Origin of the sequence: Citrobacter sp. Cpo015, from assembly GCF_030333035.1 — a bacterium.
In the GTDB taxonomy this organism is placed as follows: domain Bacteria; phylum Pseudomonadota; class Gammaproteobacteria; order Enterobacterales; family Enterobacteriaceae; genus Citrobacter; species Citrobacter portucalensis.
Genome location: NZ_JAOWGS010000034.1, coordinates 75,700 through 94,750, shown reverse-complemented (window position 1 = coordinate 94,750; position 19,051 = coordinate 75,700). Strand labels below are relative to the sequence as shown.

The window sequence follows — 19,051 nt, the reverse complement described above, 5'->3', positions numbered from 1 at the left end:
CGTAACTGGCGGCACAGAATGTCGTCTTCTTTTTTTCAACGTCGGGCTATTCGATGAAACGTGTTTCTCAAATGACCGCGCTGGCACTGGCTTTAGGGCTCGCTTGCGCTTCTTCCTGGGCTGCTGAAACAGCACAGACGCTCACCCTCAACCAGTTACAGCAAAAGCAAGGCGCGGCGATCGATACCCGTCAGAGCGCTTTTTACAACGGCTGGCCACAATCGCTCAATGGTCCTTCAGGACACGAACCTTCCGCACTGAACCTGTCTGCCGCCTGGCTCGACAAGATGAATGATGAACAACTCAGCGCCTGGGTTAAGTCACATCAACTTAAGACCGACGCTCCGGTGGCGCTGTATGGCAGTGATAACGACATGCAGGCCGTTAAATCCCGTCTGCAAAAAGTTGGCTTTAACCAGATTTCAACCCTCAGCGATGCGCTGACAGATCCTGCGCGTCTGCAACGTCTGCCGCACTTCGAACAGTTGGTCTACCCACAGTGGCTGCACAATCTTCAGCAGGGTAAAGACGTGACTGCCAAACCTGCGGGTAACTGGAAAGTGATTGAAGCCGCCTGGGGCGCGCCGAAGTTGTATCTGCTCAGCCACATCCCCGGCGCGGGCTACATTGATACCAATGAAGTTGAAAGCGAACCGCTGTGGAATAAAGTTTCCGACGAGCAGCTTAAAGCGATGCTGGCGAAACACGGTATCCGCCACGACACCACGGTAATTTTATACGGCCGCGATGTCTATGCCGCCGCTCGCGTGGCGCAAATTATGCTGTACGCAGGCGTGAAAGACGTTCGTCTGCTCGACGGCGGTTGGCAAACCTGGTCCGACTCAGGTTTACCGGTCGAACGCGGCACTCCGCCAACGGTGAAACCAGAGCCTGATTTCGGCGTGAAAATCCCTGCCCAGCCGCAGCTTATGCTGGATATGGAACAGGCGCGCGGTCTGCTGCATCGCCAGGATGCATCTTTGGTGAGCATTCGTTCATGGCCGGAATTTGTCGGTACCACCAGCGGTTACAGCTACATTAAGCCAAAAGGTGAGATCGCAGGCGCGCGTTGGGGCCACGCGGGCAGCGACTCCACCCACATGGAAGATTTCCATAACCCGGATGGCACCATGCGCAGCGCGGATGACATCGCCGCCATGTGGAAGCAATGGAATATCCTGCCGAATCAACAGGTCTCTTTCTATTGCGGTACCGGCTGGCGTGCTTCAGAAACGTTTATGTATGCCCGCGCGATGGGCTGGAAAAACGTCTCTGTTTACGATGGTGGCTGGTACGAGTGGAGCAGCAATCCGAAAAACCCGGTCGCCAGCGGTGAACGGGGTCCGGACGCCAGCAAGTAAGACTGGCATTATTGCCGGATGCGGCGAGAACGCTTTACCCAGCCTGGATATATCATCGTTGTAAGCCGGATAAGCGAAGCGCATCCGGCAACGCATTACCTTACGCCTGACGCTGAACGGTTTTCAGCGTCAGATATCCGCTCCAGATCCGGGTGAACGTTGTCATCCAGCACAGCGCGCCAAAGACCCACGCCAGCACGGCAAAATAGTCCGGGAACAGACACCCCAACACAAACAGCAAAATTGTCTCAGTTCCTTCGGTCAGCCCGCCAAGATAATAAAACGATTTATGCGCGTAACCGGGGTTATCGATCTGATGTTTCGCTGCCAGTGCGGCGAAGGCCAGAAAGCTGCTACCGGTGCCAATAAACGCGAACAACAGCCAACTGCCTGCCAGCGCATTCTGCGCCGGAGCGGCAAGAATAAAACCAAACGGCACAAGGGCGTAAAATAAAAAATCGAGCGAGATATCGAGAAATCCCCCCGCGTCGGAGAGCCCTCTGCGCCGTGCCAGCGCCCCATCCAGTCCGTCAAACAACCGATTGAGCACAATGGCCACCAGCGCCGCCAGATACCAGCCTAACGCCAGAAATGGCAACGCCAGCACGCCAATGGCAAATCCAACCAGCGTAAGTCCGTCCGGGGTAATCGCCGGTTTATCAATAATACCTACGCACCGATGCAACAGCGGTTTTAATCGTGGATGAAGATGGCGGTCAAGCATGCGGGCGTCCTTTAAAACTGTCGCACAGTCCCTGCGAGGGAATATCGAGAGCGGCATTAAAACGCGCCGAGAGATTTTGAAACGCAATCAGCGCGGTCATTTCCGTAATGGCATCATCGGTAAAATGCTGCTTCATCTGCACTTTCAGCGCATCGTCAACCTGTGGAGGCGTTGCGGTAACCGCATCGGCATAGGCCAGCGCTACGCGTTCTTCAACGCTAAACAGCGTCGAATCTTGCCAGTTGGCAACCTGCATGACTTTATCCAGCGCGCCACAGCGTTCTGCCAGCCGTAAACTATTCGCATCAATACAGAAAGCGCAGTGGCAGACCTGAGAAACGCGGGTCATCAACAGCGCGCGCATCACCGGCGTTAAGCGCGCCTTTTTACGCTCCAGAAACCCGACAAACAGCGCCACCAGCCAGAACAGAAACGGCATCCGCCCCCACCAGCGCGTTGGATGCAGCACATCGCCATAATGTTTTTTCTGCGTGGCAACGAGCGGTTTTAAACTGGAAGGGATACGCGTTAACGGCTTTACCCACGACTGAGGTTCGTTCAACGGTGACTCCTGAATACTTTAGATAAAACAAAGATAACGATAGTATGTCATTTTCTGCTGTTAGATCTTGATGAATATGATGAAAACCCTCGACGTGGTCGCCGCTATCATTGAACGTGATGGCAAAATTTTACTGGCTCAGCGTCCGCTGCATGCGGATCAGTCAGGCATGTGGGAGTTTGCCGGCGGTAAGGTTGAGCTGGGCGAAAGTCAGCCCGAGGCGCTGATCCGCGAACTGCGTGAAGAGTTGGGTATTGAGGCGGTCGTGGGGCGCTACATTGCCAGTCATCAACGCGAGGTTTCAGGCCGATTGATTCACCTGCATGCCTGGCATGTGCCTTCGTATCAAGGGGAACTTAGAGCGCATGAACATCAGGATATCGTCTGGTGCTCACCTGAAGAGGCGCTGCGTTATCCACTGGCACCCGCCGATATCCCGCTGTTAGAGGCGTTTATCCTTTTACGCGCCGCCAGACCAGCGGATTCGTGCTGATCGTTTTATCATCGCGCTGGCACTGCAACAGAACGCCATCGGCTTTAATCACCGCCCCTTCAGAGTAGTTTTGATCCTGATAAATACAGCACTGGCTACAGGGCTGAGCCCGCTGACCGCTGGAACTGAACACTTCCGGCGGTACATTCACCTGCACATCCGGGCGATAAAGCTGATTTGCCAGCGTCGCGCTGGACACCAGTACCAACGCTCCTGCCATGATTAAACGGCGCATTGTCTTTCCTTTTTAACTGACATTTATGCTCAGTATAACGGTATAAATCGGCAGAAACTTTAGTCCCTTCCATCATCGCTTTTGGTTATGACCCACGGCGCAATATTAATTTACTTAGCGGGGTTAATTTTTTCTTGCGTCACGTCACACTGCTGATGGTATAGTCAAAAACTGCACAACACATAACATAAATATCAAAAATATAACCATATCAATACATAAGAGGTTCTTATATCTATGGATCAGACATGTTCTCTGGAGTCATTTCTCAACCATGTGCAAAAGCGCGACCCGAATCAAACCGAGTTCGCGCAAGCCGTTCGTGAGGTAATGACGACGCTGTGGCCCTTTCTTGAGCAGAACCCGCGTTATCGTCAGATGTCGTTGCTGGAACGTCTGGTTGAACCGGAGCGCGTGATCCAGTTCCGCGTAGTTTGGCTGGACGATCGCAATCAGGTGCAGGTAAACCGCGCGTGGCGCGTACAGTTTAGCTCTGCCATTGGCCCGTACAAAGGCGGTATGCGTTTCCACCCTTCCGTGAACCTGTCGATCCTGAAATTCCTGGGTTTCGAGCAGACCTTTAAGAACGCCCTCACCACGCTGCCAATGGGCGGAGGTAAAGGCGGGAGCGATTTCGATCCGAAAGGTAAAAGCGAAGGCGAAATCATGCGTTTCTGCCAGGCACTGATGACCGAACTGTTCCGCCATTTAGGTCCTGATACCGACGTCCCGGCGGGCGATATCGGCGTGGGTGGTCGTGAAGTCGGCTTTATGGCCGGGATGATGAAAAAACTGTCCAACAACAGCGCCTGCGTCTTTACCGGTAAAGGTCTCTCTTTTGGCGGCAGCCTGATCCGCCCGGAAGCCACCGGCTACGGTCTGGTGTACTTCACCGAAGCAATGCTCAAACGCCATGGTCTGGGCTTTGAAGGCATGCGCGTGGCGGTTTCTGGCTCCGGCAACGTAGCGCAATTCGCCATAGAGAAAGCCATGGAGTTTGGCGCGCGAGTAGTTACCGCCTCCGATTCCAGCGGTACCGTAGTTGACGAAAGCGGATTTACCAAAGAAAAACTGGCGCGTCTGTGCGCGATCAAAGACAGCCGTGACGGTCGCGTGGCGGATTACGCCCGTGAGTTTGGCCTGACCTATCTGGAAGGCAAACAGCCGTGGTCGGTTCCGGTCGATATCGCCCTGCCGTGCGCCACTCAGAATGAACTGGATGTCGATGCAGCGCGCGTACTGATCGCCAACGGCGTGAAAGCTGTCGCCGAAGGGGCAAACATGCCGACCACTATCGAGGCCACCGATCTGTTCCTCGAAGCGGGCGTACTGTTCGCACCGGGTAAAGCCGCCAACGCCGGTGGCGTAGCGACATCCGGTTTGGAAATGGCGCAAAACGCCGCTCGTCTGGGCTGGAAAGCGGAGAAAGTGGATGCGCGCCTGCACCACATCATGCTGGATATTCACCATGCCTGCGTTGAATACGGCGGCGAAAGCAAGCAGACCAACTACGTACGTGGCGCCAACATCGCGGGCTTCGTGAAGGTTGCCGACGCGATGCTGGGTCAGGGCGTGATTTAATATTGTCTCTGCAGGCCAGTAGGCCGGATTAGGCACAGGTGCCGCATCCGGCTAAGCCTGATGCGCTATGCTTATCAGGCCTACAAACTTACAGACCCGCCTCTTCAGATGGCGGGCTTTTTTTCGCCGGACGTTTACGCGGCGCGCTTTTTTTCTTATCGCTACCACTACCGCCAGGTGCAGCAATTCCACGAAAGCGTCGTACCGGTGTGCTGCGCGCCTGATCGATAAGCTGATACAGCGTCCCCACCAGCGGCTGCATGAAATCCTGATAGCGACACTGCTTTTCGCTGATTTGGGTCAGGATAGATTCCCAGTGCGCTGTCATGTCCGGGCGCGTCGCCATTTCTGGCAACGAGTGGAACAGCGCTTTTCCCGCGTCAGTCGAATGGATATAACGTCCTTTTTTCACCAGGAACCCGCGCTTAAATAGCAGCTCGATAATTCCGGCGCGCGTCGCTTCCGTACCTAAACCATCCGTTGCGCGCAGGATCTTTTTCAGATCTTTATCCTGCACGAATCGCGCAATCCCGGTCATCGCTGACAGCAGAGTTGCATCAGTAAAGTGCCGCGGGGGCTGGGTCTGACGTTCAACTACTTCGCCTTTTTCGCATAGCAGTTCGTCATCTTTTGCCACCACCGGCAGCGGCGTCCCGTCATTATCTTCGTCGCGCTCTTTGTTGCCGAGCAGCGTGCGCCATCCGGCTTCCGCCAGAAAACGCGCTTTGGCGACAAACTTGCCTTTGGCGATGTCCAGCTCAATGACGCACTTCCTGAATACCGCATCTGCGCAAAATTGCATCAGATACTGACGGGCAATCAGGTTGTAAATTTTCGCTTCGTTGTCATTCAGATTGATGGACGAACTGCGCGCGGTAGGAATGATGGCGTGGTGCGCATCCACTTTTTTGTCGTCCCAACAGCGATTTCGCGTATCGGGATTGACCGCCGGCTGCGGGAGCAGATCCGGCGCATGGACGCTAATCGCGTTCAGTACCGCATGACGTCCGGCAAAGTGTTCTTCCGGCAGATAACGGCTATCCGAACGCGGATAGGTAATCAACTTATGAGTTTCATACAGCTTCTGGCAGATATCCAGAACGTTTTGCGCACTTAAACCGAAGCGCTTCGCCGCTTCAATCTGCAACGCAGACAGCGAGAACGGCAACGGCGCGGATTCTGATTCCCGTTTATCGTTATAGCTGGTGACTATCGCCGGTTGACCGTTAATGCGGTTCACCACGTGTTCAGCCAGCGTGCGGTTCAGCAAGCGCCCTTCTTCATCCTGATACGGCTCACACGCTTCGCTCGGCTGCCAGATAGCGGTAAACCGCTCATCGGCGGGCGTTACGATATGCGCTTTCACTTCGAAGAAGTCTTTGGCGACGAAGTTCTCTATCTCTTCATCGCGACGCACAACCAGCCCAAGCACCGGCGTTTGTACGCGCCCGACCGAAAGTACGCCCTGATAGCCCGCGTTACGTCCAAGAATGGTGTAAGCGCGCGTCATATTGATACCGTACAACCAGTCCGCACGCGCTCGCGCCAGTGCCGACACGCACAGCGGGATAAACTCACTGTTGGCGCGCAACCGCTCAATAGCCCGCTCAACGGCCTGCGGGTTGAGGTCGTTAATCAGGCAACGCTGCACCTTCTGGCGCTTTTCAGGCGCCAGTTGCAGGTAATCCAGCACTTCATCCACCAGCAGTTGCCCTTCACGATCGGGGTCACCGGCGTGAATAACTTCGCTGGCTTCATGCAAAAAGCGCTTAATGACGTTGAGCTGTTTGGTCACCGAGGGGCGCGGTTGCAGTTGCCACTTTTCAGGGACAATCGGCAGATCGACCAGACTCCAGCGAGCATAACGACTGTCGTAGGCATCCGGCTGCGCCTGTTCAAGCAGGTGACCAATACACCAGGTCACCACTTGTCCATTTCCGCATTCGATAAAACCATCGCCTTTGCGATGCGGCTTCGGCAGCACATCGGCGATAGCACGCGCCAGACTTGGTTTTTCGGCAATAAACAACCGCATCGAGTTAACGAATCTCAACCATGGCGCGACCGCCACGAGCTTCCACTAACTCACCAATGGCGGTGAGATCGATACCGAACTGCGCCGCTGCCGCTTTCACTTCGGCTTCAGCTTCCGGCGTTACCGCCAGCAGTAGACCACCGGAAGTTTGCGGATCGCACAGCAGATCACGTACCGATTGCGGCATTTCACCCATCAGGTGTCCGTAGCTGGCAAAGTTACGTTGGGTACCACCCGGCACCGCGCCCTGCGCGATGTATTCTTCAACGCCAGGCAGCTTAGGAATATCCTGGTAGACGATCTGTGCCTGAACGCCTGCGCCCTGGCACATCTCACTCAGATGCCCCAGCAGACCAAAACCGGTAACATCGGTCATGGCTTTCACGCCGTCAATATCGGCGAATGCCGCACCGGCAATGTTCATCCGGCACATCACTTCTGTCGCCAGTCCTTTATGTTCTTCCTTAAGCAGTGATTTTTTCTCTGCGGTTGTCAGAACACCTATGCCCAGAGGCTTGGTCAGGAACAACTTACACCCTGCCTCAGCGGTGCTGTTTTTCTTCACGCGTTCGGTCGGCACAACGCCGGTTACCGCAAGGCCGAAGATAGGCTCTGGGGCATCAATAGAGTGGCCGCCCGCCAGCGCAATACCCGCCTGACGGCAGGCAAAGCGTCCGCCTTCGGTGACTTCGCGGGCGATTTCCGGTGCCAGTTTATCCAGCGGCCAGCCCAGAATAGCAATTGCCATAATCGGTTTGCCGCCCATGGCGAAAATATCGCTGATGGCGTTAGTCGCGGCGATGCGTCCAAAATCAAACGGATTATCGACAATCGGCATAAAGAAATCGGTGGTGCTGATAACGCTGGTGCCGTTTCCCAGATCGTATACGGCCGCGTCGTCGCGGGTTTCATTACCCACCAGTAAGTTCGGATCAACAAACTTCGCCTGCTCGCTGTGCAGGATGGTTTCCAGCACTTTTGGGGAAATTTTACAACCGCAACCGGCTCCGTGGCTGTATTGCGTTAAACGAATAGCTTGCTCGCTCATGGACATCTCCTGTCATTGCAATCCGGATATGGTAGCGCTCATTCCATGATGTGGTAAGAGTGACTGTCTGAATTCGGGTGTCTTTGCTCAGAATCCAGACAGTTTTGCCGTTGATATCAGAAATAACGGACGAATGCGCTCGGATCGGCAAGGTTAATCGTCGTGGATGCTTTTAGCTGCGGTGTGCCCAGATAGAGAAAACCGACGATTTTATCTTGCGGGCGACAGTCGAATGCTTCGCGAACGACCGCACTTTCGGTTAATGCACCACTGCGCCAGATACCGCCAAAGCCCTGGGCAATTGCGGCCATCTGCATAGCCATCACCGCACAACCGGCAGACATTTCTTGTTCCCACAGAGGAACCTTGTCGTTTTCTTCACATTTCGCCACCACGGTAATAATCAACGGCGCGCGAAACGGTGCGCTGCGCGCTTTTTCCTGGGCTTTCTCGTCACTGCCTGCGGCAATCGCCCCTTTTTCAAGCACCGCGCTAAAACGCTCACGCCCTTCGCCCTCAATGACAAAGAATTGCCACGGTTGCAGCGTTTTGTGGTCTGGCGCGCGCATTCCCGCACGCAGAATGTTTTGCAGCTGCTCTCCTGTCGGGGCTGGCTCGACGAGACGAGAGGCGCTACGACGGGTAATCAGTAATTCGAGTGCATCCATTTGCTTAACTCCAACAATGAGATTTGTTCACAAAATTAACACGTGAGCGGATTTTGTTACAGCACAGGCGGTGATTCCTGCTGACAAGTGCCTGTCGGGTCATTACGATAGCCTCATCTTATCGCCTTTCTCCGGAATTTCGGGATGGCGTGTTGTTAATCGGTAGGGAGAATACATGCGAACCCTGTGGCGATTTATTGCCGGATTTTTTAAATGGACATGGCGATTACTCAATTTCGTCCGTGAATTTGTGCTTAACCTGTTCTTCATCTTCTTGGTGCTGGTGGGCGTGGGCATCTGGATGCAGGTCAGCAGCAGCAATACCAGTGAACACGCTGAGCGAGGCGCACTGCTGCTGGATATCTCGGGGGTGATTGTCGATAAGCCTTCGAGCACCAGTCGCTTAAGCGTTATTGGTCGTCAGCTGTTTGGCGCCAGTTCCGATCGTCTGCAGGAAAACTCCCTGTTCGATATCGTGAATACTATTCGCCAGGCAAAAGATGATCGCAACATCACCGGCATTGTGATGGATCTGAAAAATTTTGCCGGGGCCGACCAGCCTTCCATGCAGTATATCGGTAAAGCGCTGCGGGAATTCCGCGACAGCGGCAAACCGGTCTTTGCCGTGGGCGATAACTTCAGCCAGGGGCAGTACTACCTCGCCAGTTTCGCCAATAAAATTTATCTCTCTCCGCAGGGTTCCGTTGATCTGCACGGCTTTGCCACCAACGGTTTGTACTACAAGTCCCTGCTCGACAAGCTGAAAGTTTCCACGCACGTGTTCCGTGTCGGGACTTATAAGTCTGCAGTAGAACCGTTCATTCGTGATGATATGTCTCCTGCCGCGCGCGAGGCCGACAGCCGCTGGATCGGCGAGCTGTGGCAGAACTATCTCGACACGGTCGCTGCCAACCGCCAGATCCCTGCTCAGCAGGTGTTCCCGGGCGCACAGGCCATGCTGGACGGTTTGACAAAAGTCGATGGTGATACCGCGAAATATGCGCTCGACAACAAACTGGTGGATGCACTGGCCTCCAGCGCCGAAGTCGAAAAAATGCTGACCAAACAGTTTGGCTGGAGCAAAGCGGATAAAAATTATCGCGCCGTCAGCTATTACGATTACTCGCTGAAAACGCCAGCGGATACTGGGGACAGCATTGGCGTCGTCTTCGCGAATGGCGCAATTATGGACGGTGAAGAAACCCCTGGGAATGTGGGCGGTGACACGACTGCCGCGCAGATCCGCGAAGCGCGTCTTGATCCGAAAGTGAAAGCAATTGTGCTGCGCGTGAACAGCCCTGGCGGCAGCGTCAGCGCTTCCGAAGTCATTCGCGCTGAGCTGGCTGCGGCAAAAGCGGCAGGCAAGCCGGTTGTCGTGTCCATGGGGGGCATGGCGGCATCCGGCGGGTACTGGATCTCCACCCCAGCAAGCTACATTGTGGCGAACCCCAGCACGCTGACCGGTTCAATCGGGATCTTTGGTGTGATCAACACTGTGGAAAACAGTCTGGATTCCATTGGTGTACACACCGACGGCGTGGCGACATCCCCACTGGCGGATATCTCCATCACCAAAGCGTTACCACCTGAAGTGCAGCAAATGATGCAACTGAGCATCGAGAACGGCTATAAGCGCTTTATCACGCTGGTCGCCGATGCGCGTAAGACAACACCTGAGCAGATTGACAAAATCGCGCAGGGCCACGTCTGGACCGGCCAGGATGCGAAAGCCAACGGTCTGGTAGACAGTCTGGGTGATTTTGATGACGCCGTGGCGAAAGCGGCTGAGCTGGCCAAACTGAAGCAATGGCACATTGAGTATTATCAGGACGAACCGACATTCGTTGATATGGTGATGGATAGCATGTCCGGTTCCGTTCGTGCCATGCTGCCTGAAGCTATCCAGGCGATGCTCCCGGCGCCGCTCGCTTCTGCGGCGAGTACGGTTAAAGCGGAGAGCGATAAGCTGGCCGCGTTTAACGATCCGCAAAACCGCTATGCGTTTTGCCTGACCTGCGCCAACGTTCGCTAATCTGCCAATGCTGCCCCAAGTCGGGGCAGCATTTTTTATGCATTCTGATGTCGCGTACTGCGACAATCTCCAGGCGTACAGCCAAACTCCCGACTAAACAAACGAATAAAGTGCGCACAGTCGCTAAATCCCAGACGCAGCGCAATCTCCGTGACGCTCTCTCCAGAATTCATTAGCAGCCAGTGGGCATAACGCAAACGCGCACGTCGGATAAACTCTCCCGGCGATTGGGCGAACTCGGCGTTAAACAACCGGGTAAGCTGTCGCGGGCTCAGGTTGACTTCAGCGGCCAGCCAACGGGTCGAAATGGGCTTTACCAGTCCTTGCTCAATTAAAAAGACCGCTTTGCGTAACCGACTGTCGCTCACGTGGGTAAAACCTATCGCTCTGGAGACCGCCACTGACGTGCTGTCTATGCGGTTGGGGACGGACATCTGGAAGATGGCTTTTGTCGCCCTGTCGGGACCACAGTGGCGGCGAATAAGCTCTGTTGCCAGCCCTATCGTCGAAATGCCCCCCGGACATGTCAGAATCCCTTTTTCCTCAACAAAATCGACCCCGCTACGGGCAGCCAGCTGAGGAAATTGCGTTTTAAAATCATTCAGATGCCAGGGATGAATCGCCGCCATCAGCCCATTGAGGAAACCTTCTTGCGCCAGAACAAAGCTGCCCGTGCAGATACCTACCAGCGGAATGTTGAGCTGATGCGCAAGATGCAGGTAACGTCGCGCGGCCCGATCGGCTTTCGCCATACTGCGCAGCAAGCCGCCAATCACCACCACATAATCAAATTGTTCCGGTGCAACGAATGCGCTATCCGGCATCATCGCCATTCCTGAACTGCTTAGAACAGGTCGGTCTGGTGTAGCGCTCATCAGACGCCAGGAGCAGCGAATTTTCTGGCTATCATCCCCCATATCCGCCGCATGACGTAACGCATCGGTTAACCCCGCCAGCGCCAGCAGAGGAAATTCCGGCCACAGAAGAATGCCGACATTCAACTGTGGTCTGCGCGGTGTCTCTGTCTGACTCGCATCGATAGCCGTAATGATGTCTCCATCCGCCCACTCGCCTGTCTGAAAAATTCTCAGGTCTTTCTTCACTTCAGGCTCCATGCGTATTGTCATTAGGACGAAACATGATAACGGCAATCGCTATATCCAAAAAGCAAGGCTGCTACTGTAGGGCCGAGGGTGCAAAACCACACTGAACAAACGGGACAAGGCACTGAACATAAATGACATATTGATCGGATGGCAGGTATGCGTCATTTGCACTGTATTTTTTCAGGGGGGACTTTATACTGCGCCTGTTTATGCACAACTTAACCTGTGACGCCCATGCAAAAGAAATCGATTTACGTTGCCTATACCGGCGGTACCATTGGTATGCAGCGCTCAGAACAGGGTTATATTCCTGTTTCCGGTCATCTCCAGCGTCAGCTGGCACTAATGCCTGAATTCCACCGCCCAGAGATGCCAGACTTCACCATCCACGAATACGTCCCGCTGATGGATTCCTCAGACATGACGCCAGAAGACTGGCAGCATATTGCTGAAGACATTAAAGCGCACTACGACGATTACGATGGTTTTGTCATTCTGCACGGCACTGACACCATGGCGTTTACGGCTTCGGCGCTCTCATTTATGCTGGAGAATCTGGGCAAGCCAGTCATTGTGACAGGGTCACAAATCCCATTAGCAGAGCTACGTTCTGACGGACAAATCAATTTGCTGAATGCGTTGTACGTTGCAGCAAATTATCCGATCAATGAAGTGACCCTGTTTTTCAACAACCGACTGTTTCGCGGTAACCGGACCACTAAAGCGCATGCTGATGGTTTTGACGCGTTTGCCTCACCCAACCTTGCACCACTGCTGGAAGCCGGGATCCACATTCGTCGGCTGGGAACACCGCCCGCACCTCACGGCACAGGTGAGTTGATTGTCCATCCTATCACTCCGCAACCGATTGGCGTGGTCACTATTTATCCTGGGATCTCCGCTGATGTAGTACGCAACTTCCTGCGCCAGCCGGTAAAAGCATTAATTTTGCGCTCCTACGGCGTGGGCAATGCGCCGCAGAATAAAGAGTTCCTGAAAGAACTTGAAGATGCGAGCTCGCGTGGCATTGTGGTGGTGAACCTTACGCAGTGTATGTCCGGCAAGGTGAACATGGGGGGCTACGCGACAGGGAATGCGCTGGCGCATGCTGGCGTGATTGGCGGCGCGGATATGACCGTCGAAGCCACTCTCACCAAACTGCACTATTTGCTGAGTCAGGGACTGGATACGCAGACAATTCGTGAAGCAATGACGCAAAATCTGCGTGGTGAGCTCACGCCTGACGATTAAAGGAGTCTATGCCCATGGCCCGAGCCTTACTGTTGGTCGATTTACAAAATGACTTTTGTGCCGGTGGTGCCCTCGCGGTCCCACAAGGTGACAGCACGATCGATATCGCCAACCGCCTGATTGACTGGTGTGCCATACGCGGCGACACGGTCGTTGCCAGTCTGGACTGGCACCCGGAGAATCACGGTAGTTTTGCCAGCCAGCATCAGGTCGAGCCCTACAGCCTGGGACAACTCGATGGCCTGGCGCAGACGTTCTGGCCCGATCATTGCGTACAAAACAGCGAAGGTGCTGCCCTGCATCCGCTGCTGAACCAGCGTGCGATAACTCAAACGTTCACTAAAGGTGAGAACCCGCTGGTCGATAGCTACAGTGCTTTTTTTGATAACGGTCGTCGTCAGGCAACCGCGCTGAATGCATGGCTACTCGAACACCGCATTGCCGAGCTCATCATCATGGGTCTGGCTACCGACTATTGCGTCAAATTCACCGTACTGGATGCGCTCGATCTTGGCTACACCGTCAGCGTTATAACCGACGGCTGCCGTGGCGTTAATATTCACCCCCAGGACAGTGCAAACGCCTTTATGGAAATGGCGGCTGCGGGCGCAACGCTGTATACGTTGGACGACTGGCTGGAAACCCAGCGCTAATGCTTTAAAACGTTATATCCGGTCGATTGAAACTGCACATTTTTGCAAATTTATAGGCCGGATTAATACGCATCTCCCTTTCAACCAGCACTCCTCTAACCAATACAACCTACCAAAATTGGTTTGCCGCTGCGCCAGCATGGCGTGAACCCCTTCGCATTTTTCCTGTTATGAAACTGTTAACCTGCGGGTGCTGTTTTTTTCGCCACGCCATTTCCGTGGCGTGTTTGCTTGTTTAAATGTCAAAGAGGAACACCGATGAAACTATTGCCTTTGTTGGCAGCATTACCCCTGCTCTGCGCCAGCGTTGTTTCCGCCAGTTCACTGATGTCAGTTGGCTACTTTAATGGTGGTGGCGACGTCACTGCCGGTCCCGGTGGCGACATCAATAAACTGGATGTTCGCCAGATAACCCATCTCAACTATTCGTTTGGCCTTGTCTACAACAACGAAAAAGACGAGACCAATGACGCCTTAAAAGACGCCAGCAAACTGCATCAGATTTGGCTTTCACAGAAAGTGCAGGATGATTTGCTGAAAATTCCACAGCTGCGTAAACAAAATCCAAACCTAAAAGTTTTGCTTTCCGTCGGCGGTTGGGGAGCGCGTGGATTCTCTGGCGCGGCAGCAACGAAGGAAACACGCGCAGTGTTTATTCAGTCTGCGCAGGAGATAATTGCGAAATATGGTCTGGATGGCATCGATCTCGACTGGGAATATCCGGTTAACGGCGCCTGGGGACTGGTTGAAAGTCAACCGGCTGACCGCGCTAACTTCACCGCGCTGCTAACAGAACTGCGCGCCGCATTGGGGCATAAAAAACTGCTGACCATCGCCGTGGGCGCGAATGCGGAAAGTCCGAAAAGCTGGGTGGATGTAAAAGCCATTGCCCCATCGCTCGACTACATCAACCTGATGACCTATGACATGGCTTACGGCACCCAATATTTCAACTCGAACCTGTATGATTCGACGCAATGGCCGACGGTCGCCACGGCGGATAAGTACAGCGCCGATTTTGTGGTCAATAACTATCTCGCCGCCGGTCTGAAACCGAGTCAAATGAATCTGGGCATTGGCTTTTATGGACGGGTACCAAAACGCGCCGTTGAGCCAGGTATTGACTGGAGCAAACCTGACGCGCAGAAAAACCCGGCTACCCAGCCCTATTTCGAGTCAGCTCAAATTGAGTTGTTCAAATCACTGGGCGTCGACCTGAGCAAAGACACCTACGTGAAGTACAACGATATCGTGGCGAAGTTGATCAACGATCCGCAAAAACGCTTTAGCCAACATTGGGATGATGAAGCGAAAGTGCCGTGGCTGTCGGTACAATCTGCGGATGGAAAAAAACTCTTTGCCCTCTCCTATGAAAACCCGCGTTCGGTGGCGATCAAAGCCGACTACATCAAAAGCAAAGGGTTGGCAGGCGCTATGTTCTGGGAGTATGGCGCAGATGACAATAATCAGTTGGCGAAGCAGTTAGCCGATTCGTTAGGCATCAAACACTGATCCCAACGCCTGACACAATAGGTTATGATTAGCGCATTCCGCTGCGCCAGCTTTTGGCGCAGCTCTTCATTTCTACTGGAGGCATGCGCTTTTATGGCTTTTATCCCTAAAAATTACGCCCGTCTGGAAGTCGGTTACCGGGAAAAGGCGCTTAAACTCTTTCCCTGGGTCTGCGGACGCTGTTCCCGTGAGTTCGTGTATTCAAATTTGCGCGAGTTGACGGTACACCATATCGATCACGATCACTCGAATAACCCGGAAGATGGTAGCAACTGGGAAATGTTGTGCCTGTACTGCCACGATCACGAGCATTCCAAATATACGGAAGCGGACCAGTATGGTTCAACGGTGGTTGCAGGAGAAGATGCGCAAAAGGCCGTAGGCGAAGCGAAATACAACCCGTTCGCCGATCTGAAGGCGATGATGAACAAGAAATAACATCAACTGCAGGCCCGACACAGATATTTGCCGGGCCTGGGTAATCAGGATTTAAACGTCGCAATCGGTTCTGGCGTAATACCAAACTCAACCTTCAACTGCTGCTTGCTCTTCATCACCATCTCACCGTTGGTATCAATCGTCATATGCTGCGCGTCAATATTGTTTCGCGCCTGCCATAACATCACCAGCTGTAAGCTATTCTCTTTTTGTTCTGCCGTTAGCGCTACGCCATCCGGCCATTTTCCGAGTTCAACGGCAGTCGATAAGCGCTGATAAACTTCCGGCGTCATGCTGTTGATCATCTCATCAAGATTCATGTTAAATCCACTCTCCGTAGAATAATTTGCTGAATCGTTTCTTCAACCCTTGGTTTGCTCACCGTTTTCACCATCGGTGAAGTTCAAAGACGCTGAGTTAACGCAGTACCGTTCACCGGTAGGTTTCGGGCCATCCGGGAAGACGTGTCCCAGGTGTGCATCACAGTTTCCGCAGCGGATTTCAATGCGCTGCATGCCGTGTGACGTATCTTTTATGTAACGGATAGCCTCATCGCTGACAGGCTCGTAAAAGCTGGGCCAACCGCAGCCAGAGTCATATTTTGTCTCGGAACGAAATAGCGGATTATCGCAGATCAAACAGTGGTAGATGCCGTCACGTTTGTTATGTAGCAAACGTCCGGTAAATGGCGGTTCTGTCCCGTGATTCTGCGTCACATAGAACTGCATTTCGGTTAAATTTTTTTTCAGTTCTTCTGGAGAAGGTTGATTAGCCATTTGCTCACATCTCGCTTTATCTAAACTCACATCGCGAGACAGATTCTAACAAAACATTAACACCGGAGTGCGAACTTTTGTTCTAAACTTGATCCTTGCGAAATGGCAGCCTGTAATTCGTGATCAGAATCACGTTTTTATCTTGATTGCCCTTTAAAATTCGGGCCGCCGACCCCATGTGGTTTCAAGCCCAAAGGAAGAGTGAGGCGAGTCAGTTGCGCAAAGCTTAGGCAGCAGATTGATTTGTCGCAATGATTGACACGATTCCGCTTGACGCTGCGTAAGGTTTTTGTAATTTTACAGGCAACCTTTTATTCACTAACAAATAGCTGGTGGAATATATGACTATCAAAGTAGGTATCAACGGTTTTGGCCGTATCGGTCGCATTGTTTTCCGTGCTGCTCAAGAACGCTCTGACATCGAGATCGTTGCAATCAACGACCTGTTAGACGCTGACTACATGGCTTACATGCTGAAATATGACTCCACTCACGGCCGTTTCAACGGTACCGTTGAAGTGAAAGACGGTCATCTGATCGTAAACGGTAAAAAAATCCGTGTTACCGCTGAACGTGATCCGGCTAACCTGAAATGGGACGAAGTTGGTGTTGACGTAGTAGCTGAAGCTACTGGCCTGTTCCTGACAGATGAAACCGCTCGTAAGCACATCACTGCTGGCGCGAAAAAAGTGGTTCTGACTGGTCCGTCCAAAGATAACACTCCGATGTTTGTTAAAGGCGCTAACTTTGACAAATACGAAGGTCAGGACATCGTTTCTAACGCTTCCTGCACCACTAACTGCCTGGCTCCGCTGGCTAAAGTTATCAACGACAACTTCGGCATCATCGAAGGTCTGATGACTACTGTTCACGCGACCACCGCTACTCAGAAAACCGTTGATGGCCCGTCTCACAAAGACTGGCGCGGCGGCCGCGGCGCATCCCAGAACATCATCCCGTCCTCTACCGGTGCAGCTAAAGCTGTAGGTAAAGTACTGCCAGAACTGAACGGCAAACTGACTGGTATGGCGTTCCGCGTTCCTACCCCGAACGTATCCGTTGTTGACCTGACCGTTCGTCTGGAAAAAGCTGCTTCTTACGAAGAAATTAAGAAAGCAATCAAAGCTGCTTCCGAAGGCCCGATGAAAGGCGTTCTGGGTTACACCGAAGACGACGTAGTATCTACCGATTTCAACGGTGAAGTTTGCACTTCCGTGTTCGATGCTAAAGCTGGTATCGCACTGAACGACAACTTCGTGAAACTGGTATCCTGGTACGACAACGAAACCGGCTACTCCAACAAAGTTCTGGACCTGATTGCTCACATCTCCAAATAAGTTGAGATGAAACAGTAATCTGTAAGAGCGACTCAGGTCGCTCTTTTTTTTGCCTGAAGAAAGGATTGCGTAATGATTAATAAAATTTTTGCACTTCCGGTAATCGAACAAATTACCCCTGTCCTCTCCCGCCGTCAGCTTGATGAGCTTGAGGTTCTTGTTGTCGATCACCCACAGGTTAAAGCTTCTTTCGCACTGCAGGGCGCACATCTTCTTTCCTGGAAACCAAATGGTGAAGAGGAAGTCCTGTGGTTAAGTAATAATACCCCGTTTAAAACCGGCGTAGCGCTGCGTGGCGGCGTACCAATTTGCTGGCCGTGGTTTGGTCCGGCTGCTAAGCAGGGCCTGCCTCCGCATGGTTTTGCCCGCAACCTGCCATGGACGCTGAAAGCGCACAACGAAGACGACAATGGCGTGGTGCTGACGTTTGAACTGCAGAGCAACGCTGAAACGCGTCAGCTATGGCCACACGAGTTCTGCCTGCTGGCCCGCTTCAAAGTGGGAGCCACCTGTGAGATGGAGCTGGAAGCTCATGGTGAGTTTGAAACCACCTCGGCACTGCATACCTATTTCAACGTTGGTGACATTGCGGCAGTGAAAGTCAGTGGTCTTGGCGATCGCCTGATCGATAAAGTGAATGATGCTAAAGAAGATGTGCTGGCTGATGGTATCCAGACCTTCCCAGACCGCACCGATCGCGTTTATCTGAATCCGGAAGCGTGCAGTGTGATTCATGATGATGCGTTGAATCGCAATATAGATGTTGTCCATCACCACCACCTGAATGTCGTGGGCTGGAACCCTGGCCCGGCGCTGTCCGTCAGCATGGGCGACATGCCGGATGATGGCTACAAAACGTTTGTTTGTGTAGAAACGGCTTACGCGACCGCTCCGCAGAAAACCACCGAAGAAAAACCATCTCGCCTCGCGCAAACTATTCGTGTAGCTAAACGCTAACACAGCTCTGCGCACCATGCCGGATGCGGCTAACGCCTTATCCGGCCTACAAACTACACGCAGCCATAGGCCTGATAAGCACAGCGCGTCAGGCAGTTCCGCGCACCGTGCCGGATGCGGCTGACGCCTTATCCGGCCTACAAACTACACGCTGCCGCAGGCCTGATAAGCACAGCGCCATCAGGCAGTTCCGCGCACCGTGCCTGGATGCTGCCAACGCCTTATCCGGCCGACAAATTACATACAGCCGCAGGCCTGATAAGCACAGCGCCATCAGGCAGT

At 53.3% G+C, this 19,051-nt stretch carries 19 protein-coding genes; 10 read left to right on the top strand and 9 right to left on the bottom strand.

Annotated elements, in window-relative coordinates; all coding sequences use genetic code 11:
* The first annotated feature begins 53 nt into the window (after positions 1-53).
* A complete protein-coding gene (locus OGY67_RS13690) occupies positions 54-1,361 on the top strand; it encodes a sulfurtransferase (protein WP_286574058.1) in 1,308 nt (435 codons plus the stop codon).
* A gap of 100 nt (positions 1,362-1,461) precedes the next feature.
* On the opposite strand, the gene OGY67_RS13685 is transcribed toward OGY67_RS13690, so the two are convergent.
* Entirely contained in the window at positions 1,462-2,085 is a 624-nt protein-coding gene (locus tag OGY67_RS13685) for a CDP-alcohol phosphatidyltransferase family protein (RefSeq protein ID WP_008784544.1), read from the bottom strand.
* Positions 2,078-2,647, bottom strand: coding sequence for a carboxymuconolactone decarboxylase family protein (locus OGY67_RS13680; protein WP_286574057.1), 570 nt, complete (start codon positions 2,645-2,647; stop codon positions 2,078-2,080). Before OGY67_RS13680 ends, OGY67_RS13685 begins: the two co-directional genes overlap by 8 nt.
* 79 nt (positions 2,648-2,726) lie before the next feature.
* Here OGY67_RS13680 and OGY67_RS13675 point away from each other — a divergent pair, with 79 nt between their 5' ends.
* Positions 2,727-3,140, top strand: a complete 414-nt coding sequence (locus OGY67_RS13675) for a pyrimidine (deoxy)nucleoside triphosphate diphosphatase (RefSeq protein ID WP_286574070.1) — start codon at positions 2,727-2,729, stop codon at positions 3,138-3,140.
* Here OGY67_RS13675 and OGY67_RS13670 read toward each other — a convergent pair.
* Entirely contained in the window at positions 3,100-3,360 is a 261-nt protein-coding gene (locus tag OGY67_RS13670) for a YnjH family protein (RefSeq protein ID WP_170974251.1), read from the bottom strand. The two genes, OGY67_RS13675 and OGY67_RS13670, sit on opposite strands and share 41 nt — an antisense overlap.
* Positions 3,361-3,612: 252 nt before the next feature.
* On the opposite strand from OGY67_RS13670, the gene gdhA reads away from it, so the two are divergent.
* The gene (gdhA, locus tag OGY67_RS13665; RefSeq protein ID WP_003832501.1) at positions 3,613-4,956 is read left to right on the top strand and encodes an NADP-specific glutamate dehydrogenase; all 1,344 of its coding nucleotides are present in this window, start codon (positions 3,613-3,615) and stop codon (positions 4,954-4,956) included.
* Positions 4,957-5,044: 88 nt separating this feature from the next.
* Here the strand turns inward: gdhA and topB are convergent, their stop codons facing one another.
* The 3 genes from topB to OGY67_RS13650 all read right to left on the bottom strand — a co-directional run bounded on the left by topB (position 5,045) and on the right by OGY67_RS13650 (position 8,707).
* Positions 5,045-6,991 carry a DNA topoisomerase III gene (gene topB / locus OGY67_RS13660; RefSeq protein ID WP_032934436.1) on the bottom strand — a complete coding sequence of 649 codons (1,947 nt, stop codon included), beginning with the start codon at positions 6,989-6,991 and terminating at the stop codon, positions 5,045-5,047.
* Positions 6,992-6,995: 4 nt separating this feature from the next.
* Positions 6,996-8,039: a selenide, water dikinase SelD gene (selD, locus tag OGY67_RS13655; protein WP_003832497.1), complete on the bottom strand. Its 1,044-nt coding sequence runs from the start codon at positions 8,037-8,039 to the stop codon at positions 6,996-6,998.
* A 116-nt stretch (positions 8,040-8,155) separates the two neighbouring features.
* Positions 8,156-8,707, bottom strand: a complete 552-nt coding sequence (locus OGY67_RS13650) for an NAD(P)H nitroreductase (RefSeq protein ID WP_008784540.1) — start codon at positions 8,705-8,707, stop codon at positions 8,156-8,158.
* Between the two features lie 175 nt (positions 8,708-8,882).
* Between OGY67_RS13650 and sppA the strand changes: the two genes are divergently transcribed.
* The gene (gene sppA / locus OGY67_RS13645; protein ID WP_008784539.1) at positions 8,883-10,739 is read left to right on the top strand and encodes a signal peptide peptidase SppA; all 1,857 of its coding nucleotides are present in this window, start codon (positions 8,883-8,885) and stop codon (positions 10,737-10,739) included.
* Between the two features lie 35 nt (positions 10,740-10,774).
* On the opposite strand, the gene OGY67_RS13640 is transcribed toward sppA, so the two are convergent.
* Positions 10,775-11,842: a GlxA family transcriptional regulator gene (locus tag OGY67_RS13640; protein WP_286574056.1), complete on the bottom strand. Its 1,068-nt coding sequence runs from the start codon at positions 11,840-11,842 to the stop codon at positions 10,775-10,777.
* A 237-nt stretch (positions 11,843-12,079) separates the two neighbouring features.
* On the opposite strand from OGY67_RS13640, the gene ansA reads away from it, so the two are divergent.
* The 4 genes from ansA to yajD all read left to right on the top strand — a co-directional run bounded on the left by ansA (position 12,080) and on the right by yajD (position 15,699).
* On the top strand, positions 12,080-13,096 hold the full coding sequence (gene ansA / locus OGY67_RS13635; protein WP_003832492.1) for an asparaginase: 1,017 nt from the start codon (positions 12,080-12,082) through the stop codon (positions 13,094-13,096).
* 14 nt (positions 13,097-13,110) lie between these two features.
* Positions 13,111-13,749 carry a bifunctional nicotinamidase/pyrazinamidase gene (pncA, locus tag OGY67_RS13630; RefSeq protein WP_462561880.1) on the top strand — a complete coding sequence of 213 codons (639 nt, stop codon included), beginning with the start codon at positions 13,111-13,113 and terminating at the stop codon, positions 13,747-13,749.
* 258 nt (positions 13,750-14,007) lie between these two features.
* Positions 14,008-15,261 carry a chitinase ChiD gene (chiD, locus tag OGY67_RS13625; RefSeq protein WP_286574054.1) on the top strand — a complete coding sequence of 418 codons (1,254 nt, stop codon included), beginning with the start codon at positions 14,008-14,010 and terminating at the stop codon, positions 15,259-15,261.
* Positions 15,262-15,354: 93 nt separating this feature from the next.
* Positions 15,355-15,699, top strand: coding sequence for an HNH nuclease YajD (gene yajD / locus OGY67_RS13620; protein WP_003832478.1), 345 nt, complete (start codon positions 15,355-15,357; stop codon positions 15,697-15,699).
* Between the two features lie 44 nt (positions 15,700-15,743).
* On the opposite strand, the gene OGY67_RS13615 is transcribed toward yajD, so the two are convergent.
* Together OGY67_RS13615 and msrB are read right to left on the bottom strand one after the other, a co-directional pair.
* Positions 15,744-16,019 carry a YeaC family protein gene (locus OGY67_RS13615; RefSeq protein ID WP_003030693.1) on the bottom strand — a complete coding sequence of 92 codons (276 nt, stop codon included), beginning with the start codon at positions 16,017-16,019 and terminating at the stop codon, positions 15,744-15,746.
* A 42-nt stretch (positions 16,020-16,061) separates the two neighbouring features.
* Positions 16,062-16,475, bottom strand: a complete 414-nt coding sequence (msrB, locus tag OGY67_RS13610) for a peptide-methionine (R)-S-oxide reductase MsrB (RefSeq protein ID WP_003832475.1) — start codon at positions 16,473-16,475, stop codon at positions 16,062-16,064.
* Between the two features lie 341 nt (positions 16,476-16,816).
* On the opposite strand from msrB, the gene gapA reads away from it, so the two are divergent.
* Positions 16,817-17,812, top strand: coding sequence for a glyceraldehyde-3-phosphate dehydrogenase (gene gapA, locus OGY67_RS13605; RefSeq protein WP_003030697.1), 996 nt, complete (start codon positions 16,817-16,819; stop codon positions 17,810-17,812).
* A 72-nt stretch (positions 17,813-17,884) separates the two neighbouring features.
* A complete protein-coding gene (locus OGY67_RS13600) occupies positions 17,885-18,769 on the top strand; it encodes a D-hexose-6-phosphate mutarotase (RefSeq protein ID WP_286574053.1) in 885 nt (294 codons plus the stop codon).
* Positions 18,770-19,051: the final 282 nt, after the last annotated feature.